Below are 26,034 nucleotides of genomic sequence, written 5' to 3'. Positions count from 1 at the left end.
ATGACCATCAAACTCAGATCCTGGCTCAACGCTTTGTTTATCGTGCTTTTTTGTATCTTTTCGTTTGGATTGTTCTCTTTGTCTTTTGAGCAGTCCAACAAAATCATACGCCACCAAGGCACCATGCACCAGTTGACACGAGGAATTCTGGAATTGAATCTGCTGTCCCGTGACTATCTGGATAATCCGGTGGAACGGGCATTTCAGCAGTGGCATCAGCGTTATGACTCAATTATACTGTTGATTGACACCATTGAAGCGGGAAATGAAGAAGAGCGATATCTGATCAACAGCACACGTTCGTCCTTCGAGGAGGTACTTCGAACCTTCACGGAACTGGTGGAATTTGAGCGGCAACCGAACTCAGACCATGAACATTTCAGCCATTCTGATCGGGTAAAGATCATGACTTCCCGGTTGTCCATCCGCGCCTTGCAATTGATGTCCAGCATCCAGCACTTGTCCGGCGTCATTCAAAATCGTCTTTTGACACGTAAGAATCAGATTCACAACACCCTGCTGATTTCTTTTATGGTCGGCGGAGGTATTCTGATCATGGTGGTCATTAAATTCAATCGTTATCTGCTGAAAGCCATTACCGGTTTTCAGCAGGGTGTCCGGATCATCGGCAAGGGAGATCTGGATCATCGGATCAGGCTGGAAAGCCATGATGAACTGGGCAACCTCGCCAACGATTTCAACCAGATGACGTTTCAGTTGAGGACTGTCCGTGAATCCTTGCAGGATGAGATTCAGGCACATACAGTGGCGGAACAGCGGGCTGAAGAATACGCACGGCAGGTGGTGCAGAAAAATGAGGAACTGAGTGAGTACGCGTTTTTGATTGCTCATGATATTCAGGAACCCATACGCTCCATGACAGGATTCATCCAGATTCTTCAGCGCCGTAATGAATCGCGAATGGATGAAGGCTCAAAAGAATTGATTTCACGGGCGGTCAAGGCTGGCGAACGGATGAAACGGCTGGTCAACGACCTGTTAAAAACAGCATCCATCTCATCGGAGGATGATTCGCGCTTTGAAAGTTTTTCTGTCAATGAGTTGCTGAAAGAAATCACCGATGAAATCAAACCACTGATTGAACAACACCAGGCTCACATTCAACAGGATCTGTTACCCCGGATCAGCGGAAATCGCGAACAATGGCGGCAACTGCTGCTGAATCTGCTCGACAACACCATCAAATTCCGGAGTGACCAGTCTCCGGAAATTCGCATTTCCGCAATATTTCTGGAGTCTCACGAATGGCAGTTTTCTATTGCTGACAATGGAATCGGGATTCCTCAGGAGTACCTGGAAACAGTGTTTCAGATGTTCAAACGCCTTCATCCCCGTACCCGGTATGAAGGTTCAGGAGTCGGCCTGACCATCGCCAAAAGGATTGTTGTCGCGCATGGAGGGCGCATCTGGGCTGAATCAAGGGTGGGAGAAGGCACAACCATTTTCTGGACTATTCCACTGACTCAGGTGGCATGAAACAAAGCGTTCAGCCGTCAGTTATCAGTTTTCAGGAATTCTCAAGGCCTGGAAGCCAAACAATATTTTCTGCTATTGAGTTATAATGCTTCTGAAGCGCATAAACACTGAAAGTTGAACGCTTACCAATTATTAAGGCGGTAATCATTTATGAAAAATTTCAAACACATTTTTTTGCTATTGATTTTATTCCTGATGCTTCAGGAATCGCGCTTGTTTGCGGAGTCTGACGGCCACACAGCAATTCCGGAACATCCCCTTCTGTTTCTGGGAAATCATGCGTTGCCCCCCATGATTTATGAAATAGACGGTCATGTGCATGGCATCATTGTGGATATCGCTGAAGAGCTCCGGAAACGGATAAAAAAAGCCTGGATTTAACCTGCGCTATGGATTCCGGCATTCCTTCCCGGATTATCGGTGATCCCACACGTCTGCGCCAGATTCTGTTCAATCTGCTGGGAAATGCCGTAAAATTTACCGCTACTGGCGAGGTGAAACTGTTGATTGAGTTGATTGATGAAAAAATTTCATCTGAATCAGAATGGTGTCAACTCCACTTTCGTGTCATGGATACCGGCATTGGTATTTCACCTGATAAGCAGTCGAAAATATTCCAGAATTTCTACCAGGCGGATTCCGCGATTACCCGACAATATGGTGGTTCAGGCCTGGGCTTAGCCATTTGCAAACGTCTGGTCACACTGATGGGAGGAACCATTGATTTTAAAAGTACTCCGGGGACAGGAAGTGAGTTTTTCTTTTCATTGAAATTCAAGGTCGATAAAGAGGCCTCTCCGTCAAGCACACAAAAATCGTCGGTGCATGTGAACCACCTCACACACCCCGAAGCAATCCACACAGCCCATCCATTTCATACCCTGATTGTAGACGATTCACTCGATAACAGAATCATCATTGAACGTTTTCTGGAAATCATGGGAGGAACCGTGGATCTGGCAGAAAATGGTCAGGAAGGAGTGACCTTATTTCAGAAAAATCATTATGATCTGGTGCTGATAGACATGCAAATGCCTGTGCTGGATGGATATTCAGCAACCCGACAGATCCGGCAATGGGAACAGTCACAGAAAAAAACACCGACAACGATTCTGGCGTTGACCGCCCATGCATTTAAAGAGGAATTACAAAAATGTCTGGATGCCGGTTGTGACAGCTATTTGATCAAACCGCTGACGTATGAAACCGCAAAGAGCATTATTCTATCCGCATTGGGGCGACATACGCCTCCGAAAACAGGGACCTCTACGTCCGCAATAGCCGAAGACGTGACTGTATATCAAGTCGCAATCCCAAGGATGCTGGCACCCATCATGCCCAAAATCCTCGAGAGTAAACGCAATCAGTGTCAGGAACTCAGGAACGCGCTGGAGCAAAAAGATTTTGAGGCCATCCGCAAACTGGGACACAAAATCAGAGGCTCTCATAATCTGGACAAGGTGAATGCGCAGGGACGGTCTCTGGAAAACTGTCCGTCAGACGATGTGGAAATCTTTACCGGAATGATTGACGAACTTGAGGATTTCCTGACGCATGTCGCGTTTACCGTAATTAAAGATTGAAACCTGATGGTGAAATCATTAGGTTCTGATCCGATCAATCCTTAACAATCCAATTAATTTAATGGAGAATTTATGCATACAGAATCTATGGGTCAACCTGTCGAACTGCTGCTGGTGGAAGACAACCCGGATGATGTGTTTCTGGCTCAGGAAGCACTCAAGGAAGGCAAAATTAAAAATAACCTGCATGTGGTGAACGATGGTGAAAGCGCTCTCAGATTTTTAAGAAAAGAAAATCCATACCAGGATGCCGTTTTGCCTGATCTGGTATTGCTTGATCTCAATCTTCCGGGAATTGACGGCCGTCAGGTACTCAAACAGATACGTGAAGATCCAAGGTTTACAGAATTGCCGGTTATTGTCCTGACAACCTCAGAAAGTGCCGATGACATCCACCGGATGTATAAACTGCATGTCAACAGCTACATCGTCAAACCGGTAGATTTTGAACAGTTCATCAAGGTGATCAAAAGTATTGAGAATTTCTGGCTGACATTTGTCAAACTCCCTACCCGCACCTGAGGCCGCAACATGGAACAACAAACGGTAATTCGAGTTCTGCTGGTTGATGATTCCGAAGATGACTGTTTCATCACCCGGATGCTTGTTGAGGATATTCATGAGACGCTGATAGAACTTCAATGGTGTGCCACGTTCGAGCAGGCTCTCGTAACATCCTGTCAGGCTCCGCATGACATCTGCCTGATTGATTATCAATTAGGTTCCCGCACCGGAATAGAACTTTTCCAGGCCATGCTGGCCAACGACTATGATAAACCTGTTATTTTTCTTACAGGACAGGGCGATGAATCCATTGCGGTCAATGCCATGAAGATGGGAGTTCAGGACTATCTGATCAAAGGGCAGATCACATCCGCATCTCTGTATCGTGCCATGCTGAATGCCATCGAAAAATCAACCATGTTACGAAAAATTGAGGATCACCAGCGCGAGTTGTATGCGGTCAATCTCAAAATGATGGCGGATCTTGAACAAGCACGCTCCCTGCAACAGGCCATATTACCTCATTCCTTCATTCAATTTCCCCGCGCGACTGTTGCCACCCGATTCATTCCGGTAGAAAAGGTTGGTGGTGATTTTTATGATGTGCTGTTATTGCCTGAAGATAAAATTGGAATCATGATCGCTGATGTAACAGGTCATGGGGTTTCGGCTGCCATGCTGTCTTTCATGATATATGGATTGTTCAAAACGTTTGCTTTTGAAAATAGTTCACCCGCCAGAACCTTACAGCGCCTCAATGACGCGCTGTATCAAAAAATTCCGGATGAAAAGTTCGCGACACTATTCTATGCCATCTATGATCCCCACCGGCAATCATTGTTCTATGCGTCGGCAGGCCACCCTCCTGGCGTATACATCAGATCCAGACAACCTGATGTGGAACTTCTGGATCGTCATGGCGCACTCCTGGGAATTATTCCTTCAGATCTGGCCCGTTTCGAGGATGCCCAAATCCCTTTTTATCCGGGAGACAAGTTGGTGCTGTTTACGGATGGGTTACTGGAAATAGAAAATGAAAAACATGAAATTTTTGGCTTAAAACGCTGCAAGAACCTGCTGAGCACCGCTTATGATCGCTCCATCACAGACATCATGGAGACCCTGCTGACTCATGCGATGGAATTTTCTGGAAATACCGAGTTGAACGACGATCTCACCATGGTTGGGATTGAGGCGTGTGACTCAGAATAGTGATTCACATTTTCAGTTTATGGAATATTGTGGATTCGCCTTTTCCTTTATTTTTTTTTCTATCAATTTCCAGTAGTCTAATTGCTGTTCAATCGTTATCCCTTGTAATTGTTCCAGAATTTTTTTAGCTCCTTCCCGTTTCATTTCCACGCAATCAAATATCTTCTTCATAGTGAATCACCTCCCTTGGCGAATATATGTCAATGTGCCCAAAGTTTTTCAGTGTATTGACGGCATTATACATCGGAATCTTGTCAAAATGTACAATATGTTTGAAGTTCCAACTAATTATCAGATCACAACCGTTCACCGTCGCTAAAGCAACATGAAGCGCGTCCAGAGCAGATGTTGCAGTGACGACTCCTTCTGTAATGTATGCTTGCTGCAATTCTAACGCTTCTCGTTCGATGCTGACAATGTCTGCTAATGGCAACATTTTCTGAAATAGCTGTTTCACTTTTTCAGGAGCAGGTTCCAGTTCTTGTTGAACTACTGCTGAAGTAACCAATTTGAATCGACCTTCACTCACCTGCTTAAAAAACCGTTGGCTAATGTCGGAAAACTCTTCATCAAACATTCCCCCGAAAACAGATGTATCCACGTAGATTCGCAATATTTTTTTATTCATAACGACTCCTGTTGATAGCAGGGCTGTTTAATTTTCGGTTTGGCATGGTGGGTAGGTTGGGGAGAACGAAGTGAAACCCAACAAAACTCAATGGGTTTCGCTAACGCTCTACCCATCCTACGGAACCATTTCAGGAAATGAGATCCGGCATGCGTTGATGATGCGTCGTCACCGCTTGAAGGGCCTGCACAGTCTTCAGCATTCTGAAATCATCATGGCGTTTGCCCATGAACTGGATTCCTACCGGTAATCCGGAAGCTGTCGGTTTTCCGGGAATAGAGATGGATGGAGTCTGTGCCAGGTTAGAGACGACTGTGCAGATGTCTGCCAGATACATCGTCAGCGGATTTTCGGTTTTTTCTCCCAGTTTGAAAGCAGGATGCGGCGCTGTAGGCCCCAGAATGAAATCAAATTCGCCCAGAACCTTGTCCATTTCCTTGCCGATCCATTGCCGTACCCGGTTTGCTTTGCCGTAATACTGATCGTAATATCCCGAACTCAGCACAAAGGTACCCAGCATGATTCTCCGTTTGACTTCCTTGCCAAATCCATTTCCCCGTGAAGAACGATACACCGTTTCCAATGATGATTCATCACCTCGTACTCCATAGCGGATTCCGTCAAACCGTCCGAGATTGGAACTGGCTTCCGCAAAAGCGAGAATATAATATGCGGGAACTCCGTGTATCAGAAAATCCAGTGACCGTGTTTCAACCGTGGCACCGTTGTTTTTCAAAGTTTCAACCATCGCGTTGACGCTTTCAATCACTTCAGGTTCAATCGCTTCAGGATCCATGTATTCTTCAGGAAGGCAGAAACGTAAGGCTGAAAGATCAACAGCCGGTGAGTCTGTCCAATCATAAGTGGAGGAAGTGCTGTCATGGGAATCATAGCCATGGATGATTGAAAAAATGGTGTGGCTGTCTTCAGCACGCTGGGTGATACAGCCAATCTGATCCAGTGATGATCCATAGGCAATCAAGCCATATCGAGACAAGGCCCCATAAGTGGGTTTGAGTCCGGTAACACCGCAGAACGAAGCCGGTTGCCTTACAGAGCCGCCGGTGTCAGAGCCCAGAGCGAAAAACGCCATCCTTGTGGCTACCGATGCTGCCGCACCGCCGCTGCTGCCGCCGGGTACACGAGAGAGGTCCCAGGGATTTTTTGTCACACCAAACGCGGAATTTTCTGTGGAAGAGCCCATGGCGAATTCATCCATGTTCGTGATGCCAATCAGAATCGCGTCTTCATCCAGCAGTTTCTGGATGACCGTCGCATTGTATGGTGAATTGAAATTCTCCAGAATTCTTGAAGCACAATGATTGGTCAGTTCTTTCTGCGCCACACAAATATTCGCTTTGACCGAGAAGGGGATGCCTGCGAGTTTTCCCAGCGGTTGTCCTGATTTTGCTTTTTCATCAATACGGTGGGCCTGTTCCAGTGCCTTGCTGCGGGGCAGGTAAGACAGATAGACATTCAATTCCTGATTGAATTTTTCAATATGATCATAAACCGCATTGACCAGCGCGGTAGCCTGAATCGTTTGACGTTCAATCTGGCTTACAAGAGAAACAAAAGGGGTATCAAACAGCATAATGACAATCGGCTCGGGTTAAGGCAAAAATGGAATGAATTTCAGGAAGAAACTGGCAAGTCAGGGACACGTCTGGAATAAAACGCGCCCTGCTGATGGAGGTGCTTTTAACGGTAATGATCAACCCGCGTATTTTTTCTTCAGACCTTCGACCATGTCCACATAAGCCTGTTTTGCCTGATCCTGGGTTTTGCCTTTTTGCTTGGCCCATGCGTCATATTTAGCTCGTCCGGCAAAATCTGCGAAACCTGGCCTGTCACCTTTGACATCGCCTTCGGAACCCTGCTTGTAAAGTGCATAAAGTTGAAGCAGTTCATCATTGCCCGGGCGGCTTGGTAGATTTTGAACCTGTTTTGCCGCGTCTTCAAATTGCTCTTGAGATGCCATGTGTTCTCCTGAATGGATGGTTGATCAATTGATGACGGCTTTCGCCGGAAACTAGGTTAACCTTCCTTATATAAATTAAAAATTCAAGCTGTTCGTCAGATCATTTGGTTTTTCCCGCAATGGCCGTATTCATGCGGGTTTTCAGCGGGATAAATCAGTTAACTTTTGTCATCATGAAAAAAATGTACATTTTGTGCATGAGGGCATTGAATCATTTTGATTTGTCTTTATCACCTTTTTCTTATCCGAATTATGACGCAAAAACCGGAACTGGAGCCCCTGGCTATTGAGATCACGGAAAAAGACCCGATCAACTCTCAATTATTAATGCAGGGATTCGAGGCATTCAATCAGGCCACAGTCAAACTCAGGGAATATTATCGAGGGATTGAGGAAAAAGTTGATGAACTGAATCATGAACTGGCCAGAAAAAACAAGGAACTTGAACAGAATCTGCTGGAAAAGGAACGGGTAAAAAACTACCTGTCCAATATTTTTGAAAGCTCTGCCATTGGCATTATTGTGACAGATCTTGATGGAATCATCACCTCGATCAATCAGACGGTTCTCCGTATGACCAGTGCGATGGCCGAAGAGTTTCATGGCAAACATCTGAATGAACTGCTGAAAGTAGAAGTCCTGCCGCCGCAAATGACCATGGCGTTGCTGGAACCCTATAAACAGGTGGATGAACAGGAAATTGAGTATATTAAAAATGATGACACCCGGCTTAAATTCAGACTTTATATTTCGTTGATGTACAGCGAAAAAAACGATGTGCTGGGATTGATCATCAATGTGCAGGACATTACGGACCTGAAAAAACTGGAAGCGGAAGCCGACCGCAAGAACCGGTTCACGGTCATGGGTGAAATGGCGGCCACCATTGCTCATGAAATCAGAAATCCGCTGGGAAGCATTGAATTGTTTTCGTCCCTGTTAAAAAAAGAACTTCCTCCGGGCACTCAGCAGCAAACATTGATTGAGCATATTTCCTCTGCGATCAAAAGCATGAATCATATCATTTCAAATCTGCTGGAATTTACCAAACCGCGCCATGTCCGGAAGGAAAGACTGGATGTCCATGCCTTCTTGTACGAAATGCTGGATTTCTGCAAGTATCTGATTGAGCATAATGATATTCAGCTCGAAACAAATTTTTCAGCACAGATGACCACCATTCTGGGAGAAACTGAATTGCTGAAACAGGTGTTCCATAATCTGATCATGAATTCCATTCAGTCCATGCTGGAACCCGGAACATTGATTCTGAGTACCAGAAATTTACAGACGAAAAATAAAAAACTGCTCAAGCGGTTTCAGCATCTTCCCGGATACCGGAGGAAAAGTTTGAAATTGGTTGAAATTACGGTACGAGATACGGGAATGGGGATGACACCTGATGTGAAAAAGAAAATATTTGATCCGTTTTTCTCGACCAAGGAGCGGGGAACCGGCCTCGGACTTTCCATTGTTCACAACATCATTGAGTCTCACAGTGCGGTGATTGATGTGGAAAGTGAAGCAGGCCAGGGCACCAATGTGACGTTGCTTTTTCCAATATTGGATGAAGATTCTTTCTGAACGTATTAAACCAGGAACTAATTGAAAGGAATCACGGTTATGACAGAGTATCCTATACTCATTGTAGATGATGAAGTGGAAATGCGTATTGCCATGTCCGAAACTCTCAAGCACTGCGGATACGAAGTTGAACTTTCCCATAACGCCATTGACGCACTGAAAAAATTCAAGGACAAAAAATATTCAATGGTGATCACCGACATGACCATGCCCAAACGGAGTGGTCTGGAACTGCTCAAGGATATCAAAGCACTGGATCCAGTCATGCCGATCATCATGGTCACAGCTTATGGCACCATTGAAACGGCTGTGGAAGCCATGAAACATGGTGCGTTTGATTATATCCTGAAGCCCTTCAATTTTGAAACATTCAATTTCGTCGTTGAACGGGCATTGGCATTCAAGGAACGGGCACCACAGGCACAATCCCGTAATGAACCTTTGAAAAAGGCAACATCTCCGGATCTGTTCAAAGACATTGTCACACAAAACAGACACATGCTGGCATTGCTGCATGTGGTCAGAAATGTGGCCATGAGTAAAGCGACGGTCCTGATTCAGAGCGAGAGTGGAACCGGAAAAGAATTGCTGGCCCGCTATATTCACCAGCAATCAGACAGGGCAGGCAAACCGTTTGTCGCGGTGAATTGTGCGGCTCTGCCCGATACACTGCTGGAAAGCGAGTTGTTTGGATACAAAAAAGGCGCCTTCACCGGAGCCAATCAGGATCATCGTGGAAAATTTGAGCAAGCCCATGGTGGAACCATCCTGCTGGACGAAATCAGTGAAATGGCCGTTCCCCTTCAGGCCAAACTGCTCAGGGTGCTTCAGGAACATGAAATTGACAAAGTCGGCGGAAAAGAACCGCTTCTGGTCGATGTGCGAGTTATCGCCACCACCAACCGGGATATGCTCAAACTGGTGGAAGAAGGCAAATTCCGTGAAGATCTTTATTTCCGGTTGAATGTGATTCCACTGGAACTTCCTCCCTTGCGGGAACGAAAAGATGACATTCCGGTATTGGTGGGTCATTTTCTGGAAAAACATTCCCGTCTCAACAACCGTGAACAACCCATACTGGTACAGGGAACCCTGGAAGTGCTGATGAATTACAATTGGCGTGGAAATGTGCGGGAACTGGAAAATGTGATTGAACGCTCCATGCTGTTGTGTAATGGCAAAGAGATTATGCCACAACATCTGTTGATGCACAATCACGCAAAATTTTCTTCAGCCCTGCAAGATAACGCCTATGCCGAAGCACAGTCTGTCGCCGCATCGACGATCGTCGCCGCGACGGCAACGGCAACGGCCTCCACCAGAATTCCTGCCGGTAGCGAATCGCTGGGAATCGAAGTAGGGATGTCCATGAAGGAAGCTGAAAAAACACTCATTCTGGAAACTTTGAAAAAAACAGAAGGCAATCGGACTCATGCCGCAAAAATTTTGGGAATCAGTATTCGCACCTTAAGAAACAAGCTCAATGAGTATAAAATTGATGGAGAAGACGGGGACGATGGCGACCTGGACGAAGCATAAAAAATAAAGTTTTGTGATCAAACTGATTTTTACTATTCACAAAGGACTCAAGAATTTATATATCCAAATAGACATGACAGTTTGTGTCATACTATGTTTCTGAAAATAAGGACTGTCTATTGCCAATCTCTGACCATCAAAGTTAATCTATGAAACTGGATCCACGTTCAGATATTTCACAGTTTGTGACCTTCATGGTAAATCAGGAAATTTTTGGTGTTCTGATTCATGCTGTGGAAGAGATTATTACCTTACCGGACAAAATAACCCCTGTTCCCCGGGCTCCCTACTATTTTTCAGGAATGATCAATCTTCGTGGTGAGGTGATTTCCGTGATTGATCTGCGTAACCGGTTTCATATGCCAGCCGCGGTTCCCACCAATATGACACGGATTCTGATTGTCTCGGTCAATGGTGTTAAAGTAGGGATGATTGTGGATGCTGTGACCCGGGTGTTGCCCATCAACAGCAAAGATGTTCGACCGCCACCCGCCATTGTCAGCCGTTCAGAGTCCAGTTACATTTTCGGATCAGTTCGCCAGAACGAAGGAGTCCTTCTGCTGATTGACACTGATCTGCTGATCGACCCTGCCGAACTTGTGCTGCACAATCATATTCCCAAAGATGACAAGAAAACAAACCTGGCTCATCCGCTTCAGGTTTCAAAAACGTATCGGGAACGCATTCTGATCGGTTTCAGACTGAATCAGGACTATTATGCGCTGGATATCAATTATGTCGAAGAAATCATTGAAATGCCCAAAATCACACTGGTGCCGGAAATGGCCGATAAAATTGAAGGCATTTTTTATCAACGGGACCAGGCATTGCCTATTCTCCGGCTTGGGCGTCGTTTTTTACTCCCTGATATCGCTTACACGGAAGACACATCGGTCCTGATTGTCAATGATGACCGATTGATGATGGGATTGATTGTGGATCAAATCACAGAAGTCTTTCATGTCCTGGAAAATGATATTGTGCCACCTCCGCCCAATATCAGTGGACGCAGTGCTGAACAACTGGATGGTATTATCAAAATCAAACGCAATGATCATACTGAAGTCATCATGGCGTTGAACCTGCCAAGCCTGCTTACAGAAGACGAACAGGCACATCTTCAGCAGCTTAGAGATGAACTCAATGACATTGAAGATGAAACATCCGAAGAGGAAACCCATTCCGAAATAATTTCCATTCTGAAATTCAAAGTCGGAGAAGAAACATTCGCGGTTCGCGTGTTGGAAATCAATGAAATCACAACGATCCAGAAAATGGTCAGGGTTCCCAAGGCGCCACCGTTTGTGAAAGGCGTGATCAATCTCCGGGGCGATGTGATCACCATCATTGAAATGGCTACTTTTTTTGGAAATCAACCATTGCCTGTCTCTGAAAAAACACGCATTATCATTATTGAAGTGAATGATCAGAAAGCAGGATTTCAAGTGGATCAGATTCTGGGGATAGATCATGTTCCCTACAACCTTTTTGAAAAACCGGTAGGCATCAATCGTCAATACAATGAATTTGTTGAAGGCATCGGAAGAACTTCTGAAAAAGGTGAAATCGTCATTCTGATTGACACTCCGGAAACTTTGAGTCAGGCCGAATTTTACGATGGCGATATTGAACCCGCATTGCTGGAATCCCCCTGAAACCAAGAATTTTGGCCAATTCCACAGGAAAAGGCCTGTAATGAAAATTAATAAGCATGATACGAGTATTGGTTGTAGATGATTCCGCGTTGATGCGGAGTGAAATTAAAAAAATGCTGGAAACAGATCCGGCCATTCATGTGATTGGCACGGCCTCTGATGGACAGGAAGCGGTTGATAAGGTCAAGGCCTTGAAACCGGATGTCATGACACTGGACATCAACATGCCTGTCATGGATGGGCTTGAAGCCCTGGGACACATCATGCGGGAATGTCCCTTGCCGGTAATCATGGTCAGCGCGCTGACAGATGAAGGCGCAGAAGAAACAATTCAGGCTCTCTCGCAGGGAGCGTTTGATTTCATTCATAAGCCTTCCGGGTCAATATCGCTGGACATTGACCGGGAAACGTATCATCTGCTGGAAAAAATTCATCTGGCCGCGACTGAAGGCAAACGACAGAAATTCAAATTCAAGCCTGTTTATCATGAGTCTGTCCAGAAAGTGCATCATCGGGTGTTGCCTGGAAAAACAGATGGTTCACGGATCATTGGTCTGGGGGTTTCTACTGGCGGTCCGGGGACGCTCTATCAAATTCTTCCGCAGATTCCGGCGGAACTGAATCTGAGCATCCTGATCGTGCAACACATGCCGGAAAAATTTACAGCCAAACTTGCGGCTCATCTCAACGATGTCTGTCCCATGACCGTGAAAGAGGCCGAGAACATGGAAATCATTGAACGGGGAACCATTTATATCGCTCCCGGCGGACGACATATGGAAATCTCTGTGCGTAATGAACTGGTCCGGTTCATTAACATACGGCATGGAAGTCAATCGGATATCAACTGTCCGTCGGTCAATGTTTTATTCCAGTCCCTGTGCGATCACCTTGGAAAAAACTGGTTGGGTGTGATTTTGACTGGTATGGGATCGGATGGTGCCGATGGTGTCGTTCGCCTTAGAAAACTGGGAGGACACAGCGTTGTCGAAGCGGAAGAAACCTGCACTGTATTTGGTATGCCCAAACGTGCCATTGAACGCGGTGGTGCTGAATTTGTGCTGCCGTCTCATAAAATTGCCAGCAAACTTGTGGAACTGTATCATGCGCACAGTTTCTGAAAATGCTTCAGTCGCCAGAACTATGTAACGGAAATCCATGGAAAAACTGGAATTGGAGGAATTTTACAGGCTACGTGACATTATTTACAGTAAATCAGGATTATTTTTTGATGAGAAAAAACTGTATTTTGTCGAAAAACGTGCCGAGAAAAGAATGCTGGAAGGAGGATACAACTCATTTCAGGATTATTATCGGGCACTCAAATTTGAGAGTGATCCCAATGAGTTCTGGGCACTCGTTGAATCACTGACTACCAATGAAACGTATTTTTACCGGCATATTCCCCAAATGGAATCTTTCGTGGAAGAGGCCTTGCCGCTGATCCTTCAGGAAAAACGGAAAGCCGGGGACTATCAGCTCAACCTCTGGAGTGCGGCATGTTCCTCTGGCGAAGAAATCTACACCATTGCGATCATGTTGAAAGAAAACATTCCTGATCTGGCACGCTGGAAGATCAATTTACTGGCAACAGATCTCGATCGCAAGGTGCTGGCTAAAGCTCAGGAAGGCATTTATGACAGTCGGTCCATCAAGGATGTGCCGAGAAATATTTTGTCCCGTTATTTCAAACCATTGAACAATGGCTTGTATCAACTGCATCGCGAAATTGTTTCAATGGTAGAGTTTCGCAGGATGAATCTGGTGGATCGTTTTGCCATGAGGCAGGAACGGCAAAAGGATTTCATTTTCTGCCGTAATGTTCTGATTTATTTCGATGACGCGTCTCGAAAAATGGTAATTAATTTTTTATACGACGCACTGAACAAGAATGGTTTTATTTTTCTGGGCCATTCCGAATCAGTAGGACGCCTCAGCGCCGCGTTTCGTCTGGTCAAATTCAAAAAATCATTGTCGTACCAGAAATAACCGGGGCACTGAAGTTTGAATTTGGTAAGCTTTCAGTGTTTATGCGTCTCAGAAGCATTATGACTCAATAGCAGAAAATATCGTTTGGCTTCCATGCCTTGAGAATTCCTGAAAACTGATAGCTGACGGCTGAACGCTTTTTGAATTTGTTGTGATTAATTGAAAGTATTTCTTTGGAATCCCCGTTATTTTTGTTATATCCCTAGAAGATACCTCAAGGGGGCCTATTTTATTGGTATTGATTCATTTATTTAAGGAAGGAATCAGACATGGCAAAGCGAGTATTAGTTGTTGATGACTCAGCAATCGTAAGAAATATTCATTCATTTATGCTAAAATCCGGAGGTTTTGAGGTGGTGGAGGCCAGCAATGGGTACGAAGCTATGGAAAAACTCCTGGAATCACAATTTGATCTGATTGTGACCGACGTGAATATGCCCAAGATGGATGGCTATGCGTTGTGTGAGGCAATTCGTAAAGAATCCCAATATACCCAGACACCCATCATTATCATTTCGACCGAGTCTGAAGCTGAAGACAAATTGAAAGGATTCAAAGCCGGAGCAAATTTATATGTGATCAAACCGGTTAAATCTGAAGAACTGGTCCAGAACGCAAAAATGCTGGTCGGAGAATAAAGATGGCCATCGCACCGTCTGGAATAAAACTGCTGATTGTGGATGATGAACCCGTCATTCTCAAAACGCTTTCCATGATTTTTGAATCCTCCAGTCTGTTTATCAAATGCTGTGGAGATCCTCAGGATGCGATCAGACTGATGCGTGATGAATTGTTCCATCTGGTACTGCTGGATATTCAAATGCCTGGAATGCTGGGCAATGAACTGTTGGTTCATTTAAAAAAAATAAACCCTCTGACGCAGATCATTATGATGACCGGTTATTCAAGTCTGGATTTTGTTGTCGATTGTCTTGGAAACGGTGCCTGTGATTATTTCACCAAACCCTTCACAGATATCACTTTGCTGCAAACCGCAGTTCTTGAGGCAGAAGCAAGGGCACAACGCTGGCATCAGGTGATGCAGGATACTTTCAGGAGAGGATGACCATGGATGATGATTTAAAAGAAATGATAGAAGGCTTTGTTGAGGACAGTCGCGAAGCTTTTGACTCCATGGAAGAAGACTTGATGGCAATGGAGGATTCCACAGAAGATCCTTCCATCCTGAACAATCTGTTTCGGGTGATGCACACCCTCAAGGGGACCGCAGGCTTCATGGGCCTGACAGAAATCAGTTCGCTATCGCACAAACTGGAATCCGTTTTTGACCTGGTGCGTCAGAATAAAATGGAAATGACCCCTGTGTTGCTGGACTTCCTGCTGCCTGCCATTGACAAACTCAAGGAACTGGTGTTTGCGCTGGTTGGCGAAGGGGAATCACCGGATGTGACCGAAATTGTCAAAATTCTTGTGAAAATCGTGGAAACTGGTTCTGATGCGGTTCTTCGTTCGGGTGGTGCCATCGAAGCGGAGGCAGAAATCGTTGAGGAAGTAACAGAAAATGTTTCAATTCCAGCGCACATCAAGCCCCAACTGGATTTTGACGAACTCATGAGCACCTATGGACAGACCCCTCCTGAACCGGTGTCTGAACCTGTAGCCCCAACTCCGGTTGCGGTGAGTGCAGTGTCTCGTGAAGAAAGTCTGGCGAAATATCCGCTCTCACCGCTGGTCGATCCAGCACTCCTGTCACAGGTTTCCAATGAGTTGCTTGGTCAGTTTGTCCTTGAAGCAGAAGAACATCTCGAAACGATTGAGGAAAGTTTGCTGGCACTGGAGGAAAGTCCCGGTGCGTCAGAACCGATCAATTCGTTTTTCCGTGCGATCCATTCCATCAAGGGAACCGCGGCCTATGTGCAGTTGAAACAGATTGAACTGCTCAGTCACCGTGTGGAAAATGTGTTCGATCATCTGCGAAAAGGCAAATTGCCTTATACCAAGGATATTGGCGATATCGTTTTTCGTAGCATTGATATTCTCCGGACCATGGTCTTTTATGTTAAAATTGAAGACTATGCTCAAGTCATTGAAATTGCGGAAGTCGCGACACTATTGGACAATGTGATGGAGTCGAATGCACAGGCCGCACCGGCAGAAGTGCCCACCACACCCAAACCTGAAAAAGCAAAGGATCCCTTAGCCGTATTTCTGGATGGAGCCAAACAGCAACTCGAAGTTCTGAAAGCCTATCGTCAGGAAATGAATAAAGGCATTCTGGATGAACACTCGCTGATTACCCTGCATCGTTCGCTGAAAACGCTGGGTAGTGGCGCCGGTTACTGTGGGCAGAAAGCTCTTGAACAAAAAATTGGCGTCTATGAAGAAATCCTGCTGAAAATGCTTGGTGGCGAAATTGAGCAAAGCGAAATTGTGTTGAAGGATCAGGTTTTTCCAATTCATGATCAAATCGCGAATGACATCGCAAGCCTTCAAACAGGTGGCACAGTGACGCCCGCAAAACAACCTGCGCCACCCAAACCTGTAGTCAAAACTCCGGAAAAACCCAAAGAAACACCGCCACCGCCACCGGCAAAAGTTGAAAAAGCACCGCCACCACCACCCGTAGAGAAACCGAAAAAAGCAGCAAAAGCCGAAGATCAGGACGAAGATAGCCCTAAAAAAGGCGCTGACAAAGACGATAAAGGGGGGGCCAAAGCTGCGGAAGCCAAAACGATGCGGGTGGATGCAAGTCGCCTTGATCGCTTCATGAACCTGATCGGCGAATTGATCATCGCGCGAAACACGTTCAAGCATCTGGCTGACAGTCTGGACTCCAACCAGAACATTGCGGATGTGATCCGGGATATTAAACAGATTGAAAACAATATCAGTCGTATTTCGGACAATCTGCAGGACAATCTGATGGAAATGCGTCTGGTTCAGGTGAAGACCGTGTTTCAGCGAATGCCACGGATTGTCAGGGATATTGCCAGAAAAACAGACAAGAAAATCTCTCTTCAAATGGTTGGAGAATACACTGAGGTTGATAAAAGTATTGTTGAGGAAATTGGCGATCCACTGGTCCATATTATCAGGAACAGTTGTGACCATGGCATCGAACCACCAGACACCCGTAAAGCCTGTGGGAAGGATGAACAGGGAAACATCATTCTCAAGGCCGGGCACATGGGGAGTTTCATCGCAATTGATATTATTGACGATGGTCGCGGTATTGATCCGAAAATAATCAAACCTATCGCTGTGAAAAAAGGGGTTATCAGCCAAGCGGAATCCGATGCCATGACCGATGAACAGGCGGTCAATCTGATTTTTGCTCCGGGATTTTCCACAGCCGCCGCAATCACGGATATCTCCGGACGAGGAGTTGGTATGGATGTGGTGATGACCAACATCCGCAACATTCAGGGAACCGTAGATGTCAAATCCAGAGTTGGTGAAGGCACAACCGTCCGGTTGAAACTTCCATTGACGCTGGCTGTGATTGAAGCACTGATTGTGGGCGCCAATGGGTCTCAGTATGCCATTCCGCTGGAGTCCATCAAGGAAACCGTTCAGATCAATGAAAAATCCATCAAGCATCTGAATGAAAAGCTTGCCCTGGAACTTCGTGGTGAAATTCTGGGCGTCACTCCGCTGACCAAATTGCTGAACCTTCCTCCGGCGGCACAGAATGAAGAGGAATGGGATGATGAAGTCACCGAAAAAAATATCGCCATCGTTGTGCTTCAGTCCAACAATATTGAAATTGGTATCGCCGTCGATCAGTTATACAACCAGCAGGAAATTGTGGTGAAGCCTCTGGAGGATTATCTGGCATCCATCCCGGGACTCAAAGGCTCAACCATCATGGGCGACGGACAGATTGTTTTGATTCTCGAACCTAATGAATTAATGGAAATGGCCGTTTCTTCGTGATGTGTTTCATGTGACAGGTTGGATATGAGTGGACTTTCTGAAATCAAAGCCAGATACCCAGTGTTGATTGTGGATGATAATCCAGCGCACATCACCACGCTGGCAGGTGTTCTCGAAACGGAAAACATCAAGCATATCAGTTGTACCACGGGTGGAGAAGCCCTGCAAATCTGTCAGGACAATGAGATTACGCTTGTTATTCTGGACCTTCGTCTGCCTGACATGACAGGGCTGGATATTCTGAATATTCTCAAACAGAAAAACCCCAATATTCGCATTATAATCCATACAGGTTTCTCCTCGCTGGAAGTTGCCATGAGTTCCCTCAATCAGGGTGCGTTTGCCTTTGTTGAAAAAGGTAAAAATCCCGAAGAACTCCTTGAGCATGTCAATCGTGCCTATCTGATGGTCTACAACGAGTTTCTGGAACAGGAAGCTCAGGTCAGTCACCACAAACTCTTTCGTACACAAACAGCGCTTCAAACAAGTCTCCATCAGCTTGAACATGCCAAAACCAGACTGGAATTGCTGGTGGAAGGCACAAAAAACATTGCTGAAGCCCATGACAAGTACCATGCTATGGTCAATGCGGTCAATGCGATTTTATTGGGGCTTCCTCAATTTTCAGCAAATCATGTCAGACTTTATTTTCAGGGAAGAAAATCACGTAAACACCAGGGATATTCTTATTTTCAGTTCAATACATATCCGAATCACAAACAGATTTTTCTGCCCAAACTGGATTCGATCAAAGACATTCTGCATGTTTTCACAGAAACCACTCCGTCCGGATTATCTGAACCGGATAATATTGCCACCCAAAGCTCGTTCAAAGCCATTGACAAAACTTTCAGCCTGCAAATCTGGCATGAACAGATTTTGCTGGGATTGCTTGTTGTTGACTTTCAGGAACACGTATCGCTGACCAGGGAAGATGAAGAATTTATTCATACGCTGGCTCATTCTCTGGCGACGTCACTGGAAAAAATTAATTTTGTGGTTCTGCTTGAAAAGATTATTGATGAACGAACCATCGACCTCAAAATGACTCTTGATATTCAGGCACAAATCAGTGACTCGCTTCTGTCCAAAACTCAGGATTTGAATGTCTCCCGGCAACGTCTGGAACAGCAGAATATGGAGTTGCTTGCCAGCAATAGAAAACTGGAAGACCTGAACCAGACCAAAGAGCAATTTCTGCAGAAAATGTACAAATTGAGCGATATTCAGTTCCCGTCACTGAAACAGAATATCATCACACTGTCCGAACAGATACCACAAGAGTCACAGGAACTTCGACACGAAATCCAGCGGCAAATGTATGAAATGGAAGAGTCCCTGCGGCCCTTTCACAGTTTATATCTGACAGAGAAAGCGGTTAGAAACAAACGGGTGTTGATTGCGGAATCTGATAAAAAGGAGCAGATTCTCGCACAGATGGCCTTGCGTGGCACCGGCATGGAACTGGATGTTGTGTCTTGCATGGAAGAAGGTGAAAAACTGATTCATGAGCAAAAATATGATATCATTTGCACCAATGCCGAGCTTCTGGATCTGATTCCCGTTGCCATGAAAAAAGACCCTGAAATACTGTCGTTGTTGATGACCTCAGAAGATGTTTCAGTCTATCTTTCCATATTGAAACAGTATCCTTTTCTTTCCAATATCGTCACAAGAAATAATGCGGATCGAACATTCACCATCAAAAATATCATCACAACTGTCAGTAAACTCATCAGTGGCGATCTGTTCGGCCTGGAAAAATATGTAAGTTGGGGCGTGGATGTCAGCGAATTTGAAATCACCGGAAGCAAAGAACGTGTCAAGCTTACCAATCAGATGGAAGCCAACCTCAAACAATTGGGCATCCGTCGGAGTATTACCGATAAATGTGTTCTGATTGCTGAAGAATTGCTCATGAATTCGGTTTATGACGCACCGGTCAATGCCGATGGAAGCATGCGCTATAACCACCTGCCCCGCACCCAGCAAATCCAGTTGAAACCTGCTGAATATGCCAGATTCCGTTTTGCCTGCGATGGCATTCTCATTGGTATTTCTGTTGAAGATCCCTTTGGCGCTTTGACACGGCAAACGATTCTGGATTATCTGGAAAGCTGCTATGCGGGAAAAGCCGGATCGCTCAATACAGAAAAAGGTGGTGCCGGCAGAGGTCTGTTCCAGATCATGGTTTCGTCAGATCTCATGGTGATCAATGTCAAACCTCAGGTCCGCACAGAAGTGATCGCGATCTTGAATGTCGACCCGAAAATCAGCAATGACAGCCATACTTCTTTTCACTACTTTTTTGGATAATTTTCATGCCTTGAACAGCGTGGATTTCATATAAATTTTGCTGTTTGGCGCATCTTGAATCCGATTTCTTCATGCTTGAATGTTAATTTCTTACAGCGATTGCTTATGTCAGAAAATATGCTCCGGGGAAAAATTCTCTTTTTTGATGATGATCCCACTCATATCCAGCCACTCAAAACTTTTTTTGAAGAAAATAATTTGACCGGATGGAAAGTCCGAACTTTTTCCACCATTGTTGAAGTGGTTAAATCCAATGTGGATGTCGGTATGCTCCTGTTATCGCCGATAGGCATAGAACAGGAGGTGTTTTATGCCACATTGACACTGATTCATAATCTCAGGCCTGAATTGCCGATCATCGTTTATGAAAATGGTGCTGACACGCTGGATGCGATCAATACGAAAACCCGTAATGCCGTATCCGCGTTTTATTCAGGAAATGACACCGGGGAATTGAAGCAACTGGTTGAAACACATTTATTCAGTATTTTTTTTCCGGAAGCACTGATTCGAGGCATTGAAGAAATCTCTGAAGAAACCTTGAAAATGCTGTTTCAGGATGTGGAAGTATTTACCTGTGCGCCTTATCTCATCAAGGACAGTGTGATTTTTGGCGAACTTCTCAGCATGATTCCGCTTGAAAGCAATTGGTGTCGGGGGTCCATGCTGTTGCAAGTCGAAAAAGAAAAACTGTCTTCACTCATTCGTAATGAACGCACTCCATTTCCAGCCAATGATACCAGCTCGACCATTCTGAACAATTTGCTGGGAGAAGTCACCAACATGATCTGGGGGCGCTTCAAATCAAAATTTTTTACGCATGATCATGATTACAGCCAGATGTTGTCACAAGTGCCCATCATTGTGGATCAGGAAAGCAAATATATTTCTTTTGGTTCCAAAAACCCTCAACTCTGTTTCCGTTATGTGATCCATGATGCCAAAGATGAGTTTGAGCCGATTTCTATTTATCAACGATTTGTGTTTCATCTCCATTGGGCGCCTGAAGAATTCAAGGAACCTGAAGCCATTGATATTGATTCAATACTTGCTGGTGAAATTGATTTTTTTTAACTTTAAGGAGAACTATGTCGATCATGGACAAAATGGTTCAGGCTGGTGTGCCTCGATACCTTCATGAATTTTCCCGCAAATATTTTCAGATGGAAGTCACCGGTGAAGAAAACCTGATCAATAGCGCTGAAAGCAATTGCATGTTTGTCATGAATCATACCGCGTTTTTCGGGTTGGAGGTTTATCTGTGGGCATCGTATCTGCTGACTGTTGATCCTGACCAGAAACTGAAAACGCTCGTCTGGTCCGGGTTTACCAATGGTCCGGCAGGAATGTGGTTCAGAGCCTTGCAATGCAAACCCGCCAAAATCCAGAACGGTATTGATCTGCTGAAATCCGGGAACAGTGTGTTGATCATGCCGGAAGGTGTAGGCGCGACAGACGTCAGAAACCGTTTCAATCACTTTCATACTGGATTTCTACGAATGGTTCAGGGACATCCTGTCCCCATCATCCCAATCGGATTTTATGGAGTGGATCAATCCATTCCCTGGTTTGTCTCCCACAACAAATGGCTGGTGGAAAAAATCATGAAACCTGTGGACCCCACTTTCGATTTCATGCTCATTCCCAAGCTTCCTGTGTTCCGCCCCACAAAAATTGTGTTCAAGATCGGAAAACCCATTCATCTGACACAGGAGGAATTGAACACAGAAGAAAAAATTCAACAAAAAACATTGGACATTCAGCATACGATTGAAAAACTGGTGGATGATGCCGAGCATTACCGTGAAAACGTTGTCAATCAGTCTCCGGTCAACAAAATTTTTCATAAACTGTTGCAGGGACATCTGACTTATTTCTAAATGAAACAAACCTGTCTGATACAAGGAGTATGATGGCTCACAAGGGAAGTTGCCACTGCGGTGGTATTGTATTTGAGGTAGAAGGCGACTTTGAGAAAGTCATGGAATGCAATTGTTCTCATTGCAGTCGTAAAGGGTATCTGCTGTGGTTTGTCGCACGGGATCAGCTCAAAATCATGACACCTGAAAGCGACATGTCCACCTACACCTTCAACAAACATGTGATCCAGCATCAGTTCTGTCCAAAATGTGGCTGTGCGCCCTTTGGGCTGGGAACCGACAAAAAAGGCAACAAAACTGCCGCCATCAATGTCCGTTGTCTTGAAGGCCTTGAACTTACCACCTTGAATCGGGTTCCGGTGGATGGGAGAAGTTTCTAAGAGATTAACGAATTTTCTAAAAAGGGGGATTTATGGAAAACAGGGAAATTGCCAACAAATTTGAACAATTAGAGGCCAAACTCTCCAATCTGGAACAAAGTCATAAAACAAGACGGTTTTTCCATATTCCGTCAACCATCATCGGGATCCTGGTAGCATCGTTCACTCTTGCAATCTGGACCGATGCCGATACACCAACCAGTGTCACAGCGAATAGTTTTACCTCAGGAACAGTCATCAGTTCTTCCAAAATCAATGCAAATTTCACGGCTGTCTTCACCGCGATTAATGAGCTTCTGGCACAGATTCAGGTGAAGTCCGGCAACGTGGGTATCGGTACCACATCACCTGCGTATAAACTTGATGTGGTTGGCACTTCCAACATGCAGGGAAAAATCCAGTCACAGGATATCGTTGCGGCTACGGACAATTCCTATGAATTAGGATCTTCCAGTGTCAAATGGAAAAAAGTTCATGCAGTAGATGTAAGTCTTCCTCCAGGCCTGATCATGCCATCCGCTGTTCCTGGGCATAACACCACACCTCCCACAGGTTGGCTCTATTGTGAAGGTAGCGCTGTCAGTCGAACGACCTATGCGGATTTATTTACTGCCATCGGCACAACTTACGGTTCCGGTGATGGTTCTACTACATTCAATTTACCGGATTATCGAGGGTATTTTTTGCGAGGCATGGCCGACGGACAGACCAAGGATCCTGACCGGGCGACCCGCACGGATCGTGGGGACGGGATCACCGGTGATGTTGTGGGCACTAAGCAACCAGAGGCTGTGACCCCACAATCGGTCTATGTCAAGCAAAAGATTCTGTCATTTGGTACAACGGGTACAGGGGCTAGTTCGCATACACGGATTGCGCTGAATCCCATAGCTGACGAAAAAGGCTATGATGGTACGTGGGGGAATTGGGCGGACGCTATTACAGGTGGAGGCAATGAAACCCGGCCGCTCAACATCAACGTGGTGTATTTGATCAAGTATTGAAATCATCATTTGAGTAAAACGTTATGAAATATCAGGATCAAAAGGAATTATTCTCATTACTTCATAAGGCGGTAAAAGACGCAGGTCCCAAGAACATCGCCGATTATCTGGATAAATCATATCCTACCTTGATGGGAGAGTTGAATCCGATTGACGATCGGCACAAACTGGGATTAATGACATTTTTTGAAATTCTGGAAAAAGTGGACAATCAGTTGGTACTGGAATGGATTACCACCTATTTCAATTATATCCTGGTCCGAAAACCCGAAGTGAACGCGACTCATGAGAATGCCGCCCGGTTGATGATACGGGCCGGCAAGGAATTTGGCGATATTTCCCGGGCCTTTCTTGAAGTCACGGATGAACTGAGTGAAGGTGGCGAAACAATCACTTCCAACGAATGGAAAAAACTGGATCGTGAGCTGAATGAGGCCATTCAGGTGTTTTATCAACTCAGGGAACTATACGAAGACAATTGAGTTCAAGCCAGCAGTCTGGCTACTTCCTACCACCCCTCAGGAGTATTTATGGACACATCCATGAAAGGAAAAATCTGTATTGTAACCGGAGCCAGCTCTGGTATCGGCCAAATCACCGCCTTGGAACTGGCCAAACTGGGGGCACATTTGGTGATGGTGTGCCGTAACCCGGAAAAAGGCGAACAGGCGCGACTGGAGATCATCCGACAGAGTCGCAACAAGGATGTGGAGTTGATGCTGGCAGATTTGTCATCACAGCGTTCCATCAGAGAAATGGTTGAATCGTTCAAACAAAAACATTCCCAACTGCATCTGCTGGTCAACAATGCCGGACTGATCATGACGGAACGCCAATTGACCGAAGATGGCCTGGAAATGACCTTTGCCACCAACCACATGGGCTATTTTCTGCTGACTACATTGCTGTTGGATCTATTAAAACAAAGTGCTCCGGCCCGAATTGTGAATGTCAGCTCCGAGGCTCATCATCGGGGAAACATGGATTTTGACAATCTGCAGGGTGAAAAATATTATAACTATTTTGAGGCTTATGGCCGGTCCAAACTGGCCAATATACTGTTCACCCACGAACTGTCCAAAAGACTGCAAGGGACAGAGGTTACTGTGAATTGCCTGCATCCTGGCGTTATCCGTACAGGATTTGGTCTCAACACATCAGGCCTATTCAAGTGGCTGGTTAAACTTGCCGGCCCTTTCTTAATCACCCCTGAAAAAGGTGCGGAAACATCGATTTATTTGGCTTCATCACCAGAAGTTGACGGTGTGAGCGGAAAATATTTCAAACGAAAAAAAGTTGCGACGCCTCGACGATTGTCACAAAATGACAATGTCTCAAAATTGCTATGGGACGTCAGTGAATCCCTGATCAAAAGCATGGATTAATTTCACATTTCATGCTGTTTCCGTTGATAAAATTTCTAAAAAATAGTGATCAACCATTTCAAAGAGAACTGGACTTGTGGGGGTGTTGTCCATATATTTTGTGCAACCGCACAAAATATTCATGGGACTTACTTCTTTTCATGGTCAGGGTATGAAAGTGACTATAATCAAATATGTCGTGGTAATCTGTTTGCTGGCAGGAATATCCGCAGGATGCGAATCCTCCGGAAACCCCCTGATATATCAGGGCTATAACAAACAAATCAGTGTGGATCTTGATTTACTGTGCAAACGATTGGCAGTCACACATTTTCTGGTAGAAAATCGCCAAATTGTTCTGAGAAGCAGAAAGAATGGGGAGCCTCAGCCTGTCAATCACTACTACAGCCGTCTTCCAGATGGTTATTATTTTTGTTCAGAGCAACAAAAAATTTCAAAATACGAATGACATCAGGATGTTTGGCTCAGAAATTTGACAATATTTCTGATAGATTCCAGGCCGATACGTTCCAGGGATAATTGGTGTGGATCCTCAAAGACGATTCCTGCCACATCATCAGCCGCCTGAAGTGGCTTCAAGTCTTCAACCTCACAGAGAAAGACAAGGTCCAGGGTAAAGTAAATCATGCCGCTGAAGAGATATCGATTGGGAAAGGACCCCAAATAATCAAGGTGTGTCACTTTGAGGTGCAATTCCTCCAGGATCTCACGGGATAAAGCCGTTTCTGCGGTTTCCATGAGCGAAACAAATCCTCCGGGTAGATCCAGAGTTCCTTTGGCTGGATCTTTAGCCCTGAGCGTGAAAAGTATCTTTCCTTCGTTGTTCCGGATAATGGCCGCCACAGCCGCGGAGGCGCCGGGATAAAAATGAAACTGGCATGAATTGCACAGGAAAGAATCATCCTTCTGAAATACAAAGGATGAACTTCCGCAACGCGGACAATAACACAAAACAGACTGAGGATAGTTTGATTCAGAATTTTTCATAAAGAGGTATTAA

General features: G+C 45.2%; 26 protein-coding genes. 21 read left to right on the top strand and 5 right to left on the bottom strand.

Annotated features, from left to right (window positions below; genetic code table 11):
* The 5 genes from HQM11_06245 (at position 1) to HQM11_06225 (ending at position 4,796) form a co-directional block, all read left to right on the top strand.
* Complete coding sequence (locus tag HQM11_06245) at positions 1–1,497, top strand: HAMP domain-containing protein (protein ID MBF0350612.1); 1,497 nt, start codon at positions 1–3, stop codon at positions 1,495–1,497.
* A gap of 150 nt (positions 1,498–1,647) precedes the next feature.
* Entirely contained in the window at positions 1,648–1,878 is a 231-nt protein-coding gene (locus HQM11_06240) for a hypothetical protein (GenBank protein ID MBF0350611.1), read from the top strand.
* A gap of 8 nt (positions 1,879–1,886) precedes the next feature.
* Positions 1,887–3,080: a response regulator gene (locus HQM11_06235; GenBank protein ID MBF0350610.1), complete on the top strand. Its 1,194-nt coding sequence runs from the start codon at positions 1,887–1,889 to the stop codon at positions 3,078–3,080.
* Between the two features lie 72 nt (positions 3,081–3,152).
* A complete protein-coding gene (locus HQM11_06230) occupies positions 3,153–3,602 on the top strand; it encodes a response regulator (GenBank protein MBF0350609.1) in 450 nt (149 codons plus the stop codon).
* 9 nt (positions 3,603–3,611) lie between these two features.
* Positions 3,612–4,796: a fused response regulator/phosphatase gene (locus HQM11_06225; GenBank protein ID MBF0350608.1), complete on the top strand. Its 1,185-nt coding sequence runs from the start codon at positions 3,612–3,614 to the stop codon at positions 4,794–4,796.
* 12 nt (positions 4,797–4,808) lie between these two features.
* Here HQM11_06225 and HQM11_06220 read toward each other — a convergent pair whose 3' ends face one another.
* The 4 genes from HQM11_06220 to HQM11_06205 all read right to left on the bottom strand — a co-directional run bounded on the left by HQM11_06220 (position 4,809) and on the right by HQM11_06205 (position 7,405).
* Positions 4,809–4,967, bottom strand: a complete 159-nt coding sequence (locus tag HQM11_06220; GenBank protein MBF0350607.1) for a hypothetical protein — start codon at positions 4,965–4,967, stop codon at positions 4,809–4,811.
* Positions 4,951–5,412, bottom strand: coding sequence for a type II toxin-antitoxin system VapC family toxin (locus HQM11_06215; protein ID MBF0350606.1), 462 nt, complete (start codon positions 5,410–5,412; stop codon positions 4,951–4,953). The genes HQM11_06220 and HQM11_06215 overlap by 17 nt, the downstream gene beginning before the upstream one ends.
* Positions 5,413–5,554: 142 nt before the next feature.
* Positions 5,555–7,018 carry an Asp-tRNA(Asn)/Glu-tRNA(Gln) amidotransferase subunit GatA gene (gene gatA / locus HQM11_06210; protein MBF0350605.1) on the bottom strand — a complete coding sequence of 488 codons (1,464 nt, stop codon included), beginning with the start codon at positions 7,016–7,018 and terminating at the stop codon, positions 5,555–5,557.
* Positions 7,019–7,138: 120 nt separating this feature from the next.
* Positions 7,139–7,405: an acyl-CoA-binding protein gene (locus tag HQM11_06205; protein MBF0350604.1), complete on the bottom strand. Its 267-nt coding sequence runs from the start codon at positions 7,403–7,405 to the stop codon at positions 7,139–7,141.
* Between the two features lie 252 nt (positions 7,406–7,657).
* Here HQM11_06205 and HQM11_06200 point away from each other — a divergent pair, with 252 nt between their 5' ends.
* The 16 genes from HQM11_06200 to HQM11_06125 all read left to right on the top strand — a co-directional run bounded on the left by HQM11_06200 (position 7,658) and on the right by HQM11_06125 (position 25,482).
* Complete coding sequence (locus tag HQM11_06200; GenBank protein ID MBF0350603.1) at positions 7,658–8,989, top strand: PAS domain S-box protein; 1,332 nt, start codon at positions 7,658–7,660, stop codon at positions 8,987–8,989.
* Positions 8,990–9,028: 39 nt separating this feature from the next.
* Positions 9,029–10,528 carry a sigma-54-dependent Fis family transcriptional regulator gene (locus HQM11_06195; protein MBF0350602.1) on the top strand — a complete coding sequence of 500 codons (1,500 nt, stop codon included), beginning with the start codon at positions 9,029–9,031 and terminating at the stop codon, positions 10,526–10,528.
* Between the two features lie 149 nt (positions 10,529–10,677).
* Entirely contained in the window at positions 10,678–12,183 is a 1,506-nt protein-coding gene (locus HQM11_06190) for a chemotaxis protein CheW (GenBank protein MBF0350601.1), read from the top strand.
* Between the two features lie 56 nt (positions 12,184–12,239).
* The gene (locus HQM11_06185; protein MBF0350600.1) at positions 12,240–13,304 is read left to right on the top strand and encodes a chemotaxis response regulator protein-glutamate methylesterase; all 1,065 of its coding nucleotides are present in this window, start codon (positions 12,240–12,242) and stop codon (positions 13,302–13,304) included.
* 37 nt (positions 13,305–13,341) lie between these two features.
* Positions 13,342–14,172: a protein-glutamate O-methyltransferase CheR gene (locus tag HQM11_06180; GenBank protein ID MBF0350599.1), complete on the top strand. Its 831-nt coding sequence runs from the start codon at positions 13,342–13,344 to the stop codon at positions 14,170–14,172.
* Between the two features lie 269 nt (positions 14,173–14,441).
* Positions 14,442–14,810 (top strand): response regulator, encoded by a 369-nt coding sequence (locus HQM11_06175; protein ID MBF0350598.1) that lies wholly within the window; start codon positions 14,442–14,444, stop codon positions 14,808–14,810.
* Between the two features lie 2 nt (positions 14,811–14,812).
* Positions 14,813–15,238: a response regulator gene (locus HQM11_06170; protein MBF0350597.1), complete on the top strand. Its 426-nt coding sequence runs from the start codon at positions 14,813–14,815 to the stop codon at positions 15,236–15,238.
* A 2-nt stretch (positions 15,239–15,240) separates the two neighbouring features.
* Complete coding sequence (locus tag HQM11_06165) at positions 15,241–18,069, top strand: chemotaxis protein CheA (GenBank protein MBF0350596.1); 2,829 nt, start codon at positions 15,241–15,243, stop codon at positions 18,067–18,069.
* Between the two features lie 24 nt (positions 18,070–18,093).
* Positions 18,094–20,385, top strand: a complete 2,292-nt coding sequence (locus tag HQM11_06160) for a response regulator (protein ID MBF0350595.1) — start codon at positions 18,094–18,096, stop codon at positions 20,383–20,385.
* A 105-nt stretch (positions 20,386–20,490) separates the two neighbouring features.
* Positions 20,491–21,459: a chemotaxis protein CheX gene (locus HQM11_06155; GenBank protein ID MBF0350594.1), complete on the top strand. Its 969-nt coding sequence runs from the start codon at positions 20,491–20,493 to the stop codon at positions 21,457–21,459.
* A 14-nt stretch (positions 21,460–21,473) separates the two neighbouring features.
* A complete protein-coding gene (locus HQM11_06150) occupies positions 21,474–22,265 on the top strand; it encodes a 1-acyl-sn-glycerol-3-phosphate acyltransferase (protein MBF0350593.1) in 792 nt (263 codons plus the stop codon).
* 32 nt (positions 22,266–22,297) lie between these two features.
* Positions 22,298–22,645, top strand: coding sequence for a GFA family protein (locus HQM11_06145; GenBank protein ID MBF0350592.1), 348 nt, complete (start codon positions 22,298–22,300; stop codon positions 22,643–22,645).
* 32 nt (positions 22,646–22,677) lie between these two features.
* Positions 22,678–23,649 (top strand): tail fiber protein, encoded by a 972-nt coding sequence (locus HQM11_06140; protein ID MBF0350591.1) that lies wholly within the window; start codon positions 22,678–22,680, stop codon positions 23,647–23,649.
* 23 nt (positions 23,650–23,672) lie between these two features.
* Positions 23,673–24,131: a hypothetical protein gene (locus HQM11_06135; GenBank protein ID MBF0350590.1), complete on the top strand. Its 459-nt coding sequence runs from the start codon at positions 23,673–23,675 to the stop codon at positions 24,129–24,131.
* Positions 24,132–24,191: 60 nt separating this feature from the next.
* Positions 24,192–25,034, top strand: coding sequence for an SDR family oxidoreductase (locus tag HQM11_06130; protein ID MBF0350589.1), 843 nt, complete (start codon positions 24,192–24,194; stop codon positions 25,032–25,034).
* 151 nt (positions 25,035–25,185) lie between these two features.
* The gene (locus HQM11_06125; GenBank protein ID MBF0350588.1) at positions 25,186–25,482 is read left to right on the top strand and encodes a hypothetical protein; all 297 of its coding nucleotides are present in this window, start codon (positions 25,186–25,188) and stop codon (positions 25,480–25,482) included.
* Between the two features lie 2 nt (positions 25,483–25,484).
* Here the strand turns inward: HQM11_06125 and HQM11_06120 are convergent, their stop codons facing one another.
* Positions 25,485–26,021 (bottom strand): NUDIX domain-containing protein, encoded by a 537-nt coding sequence (locus HQM11_06120; protein ID MBF0350587.1) that lies wholly within the window; start codon positions 26,019–26,021, stop codon positions 25,485–25,487.
* Positions 26,022–26,034: the final 13 nt, after the last annotated feature.

It is taken from the genome of SAR324 cluster bacterium (genome assembly GCA_015232315.1).
Taxonomy (GTDB): domain Bacteria; phylum SAR324; class SAR324; order SAR324; family NAC60-12; genus JADFZZ01.
Note: the sequence above shows the minus strand (reverse complement) of the source record. Positions and strands in the feature narration are given on the sequence as shown.

What these genes read in the sequence shown, in the direction of transcription:
- HQM11_06245 (MBF0350612.1), top strand. Translation starts at nt 1, where the DNA reads ATGACCATCAAACTCAGATCCTGGCTCAACGCTTTGTTTATCGTGCTT.
- HQM11_06240 (MBF0350611.1), top strand. Translation starts at nt 1,648, where the DNA reads ATGAAAAATTTCAAACACATTTTTTTGCTATTGATTTTATTCCTGATG.
- HQM11_06235 (MBF0350610.1), top strand. Translation starts at nt 1,887, where the DNA reads ATGGATTCCGGCATTCCTTCCCGGATTATCGGTGATCCCACACGTCTG.
- HQM11_06230 (MBF0350609.1), top strand. Translation starts at nt 3,153, where the DNA reads ATGCATACAGAATCTATGGGTCAACCTGTCGAACTGCTGCTGGTGGAA.
- HQM11_06225 (MBF0350608.1), top strand. Translation starts at nt 3,612, where the DNA reads ATGGAACAACAAACGGTAATTCGAGTTCTGCTGGTTGATGATTCCGAA.
- HQM11_06220 (MBF0350607.1), bottom strand. Translation starts at nt 4,967, where the DNA reads ATGAAGAAGATATTTGATTGCGTGGAAATGAAACGGGAAGGAGCTAAA.
- gatA (MBF0350605.1), bottom strand. Translation starts at nt 7,018, where the DNA reads ATGCTGTTTGATACCCCTTTTGTTTCTCTTGTAAGCCAGATTGAACGT.
- HQM11_06205 (MBF0350604.1), bottom strand. Translation starts at nt 7,405, where the DNA reads ATGGCATCTCAAGAGCAATTTGAAGACGCGGCAAAACAGGTTCAAAAT.
- HQM11_06200 (MBF0350603.1), top strand. Translation starts at nt 7,658, where the DNA reads ATGACGCAAAAACCGGAACTGGAGCCCCTGGCTATTGAGATCACGGAA.
- HQM11_06195 (MBF0350602.1), top strand. Translation starts at nt 9,029, where the DNA reads ATGACAGAGTATCCTATACTCATTGTAGATGATGAAGTGGAAATGCGT.
- HQM11_06190 (MBF0350601.1), top strand. Translation starts at nt 10,678, where the DNA reads ATGAAACTGGATCCACGTTCAGATATTTCACAGTTTGTGACCTTCATG.
- HQM11_06185 (MBF0350600.1), top strand. Translation starts at nt 12,240, where the DNA reads ATGATACGAGTATTGGTTGTAGATGATTCCGCGTTGATGCGGAGTGAA.
- HQM11_06180 (MBF0350599.1), top strand. Translation starts at nt 13,342, where the DNA reads ATGGAAAAACTGGAATTGGAGGAATTTTACAGGCTACGTGACATTATT.
- HQM11_06175 (MBF0350598.1), top strand. Translation starts at nt 14,442, where the DNA reads ATGGCAAAGCGAGTATTAGTTGTTGATGACTCAGCAATCGTAAGAAAT.
- HQM11_06170 (MBF0350597.1), top strand. Translation starts at nt 14,813, where the DNA reads ATGGCCATCGCACCGTCTGGAATAAAACTGCTGATTGTGGATGATGAA.
- HQM11_06165 (MBF0350596.1), top strand. Translation starts at nt 15,241, where the DNA reads ATGGATGATGATTTAAAAGAAATGATAGAAGGCTTTGTTGAGGACAGT.
- HQM11_06160 (MBF0350595.1), top strand. Translation starts at nt 18,094, where the DNA reads ATGAGTGGACTTTCTGAAATCAAAGCCAGATACCCAGTGTTGATTGTG.
- HQM11_06155 (MBF0350594.1), top strand. Translation starts at nt 20,491, where the DNA reads ATGTCAGAAAATATGCTCCGGGGAAAAATTCTCTTTTTTGATGATGAT.
- HQM11_06150 (MBF0350593.1), top strand. Translation starts at nt 21,474, where the DNA reads ATGTCGATCATGGACAAAATGGTTCAGGCTGGTGTGCCTCGATACCTT.
- HQM11_06145 (MBF0350592.1), top strand. Translation starts at nt 22,298, where the DNA reads ATGGCTCACAAGGGAAGTTGCCACTGCGGTGGTATTGTATTTGAGGTA.
- HQM11_06140 (MBF0350591.1), top strand. Translation starts at nt 22,678, where the DNA reads ATGGAAAACAGGGAAATTGCCAACAAATTTGAACAATTAGAGGCCAAA.
- HQM11_06135 (MBF0350590.1), top strand. Translation starts at nt 23,673, where the DNA reads ATGAAATATCAGGATCAAAAGGAATTATTCTCATTACTTCATAAGGCG.
- HQM11_06130 (MBF0350589.1), top strand. Translation starts at nt 24,192, where the DNA reads ATGAAAGGAAAAATCTGTATTGTAACCGGAGCCAGCTCTGGTATCGGC.
- HQM11_06125 (MBF0350588.1), top strand. Translation starts at nt 25,186, where the DNA reads ATGAAAGTGACTATAATCAAATATGTCGTGGTAATCTGTTTGCTGGCA.
- HQM11_06120 (MBF0350587.1), bottom strand. Translation starts at nt 26,021, where the DNA reads ATGAAAAATTCTGAATCAAACTATCCTCAGTCTGTTTTGTGTTATTGT.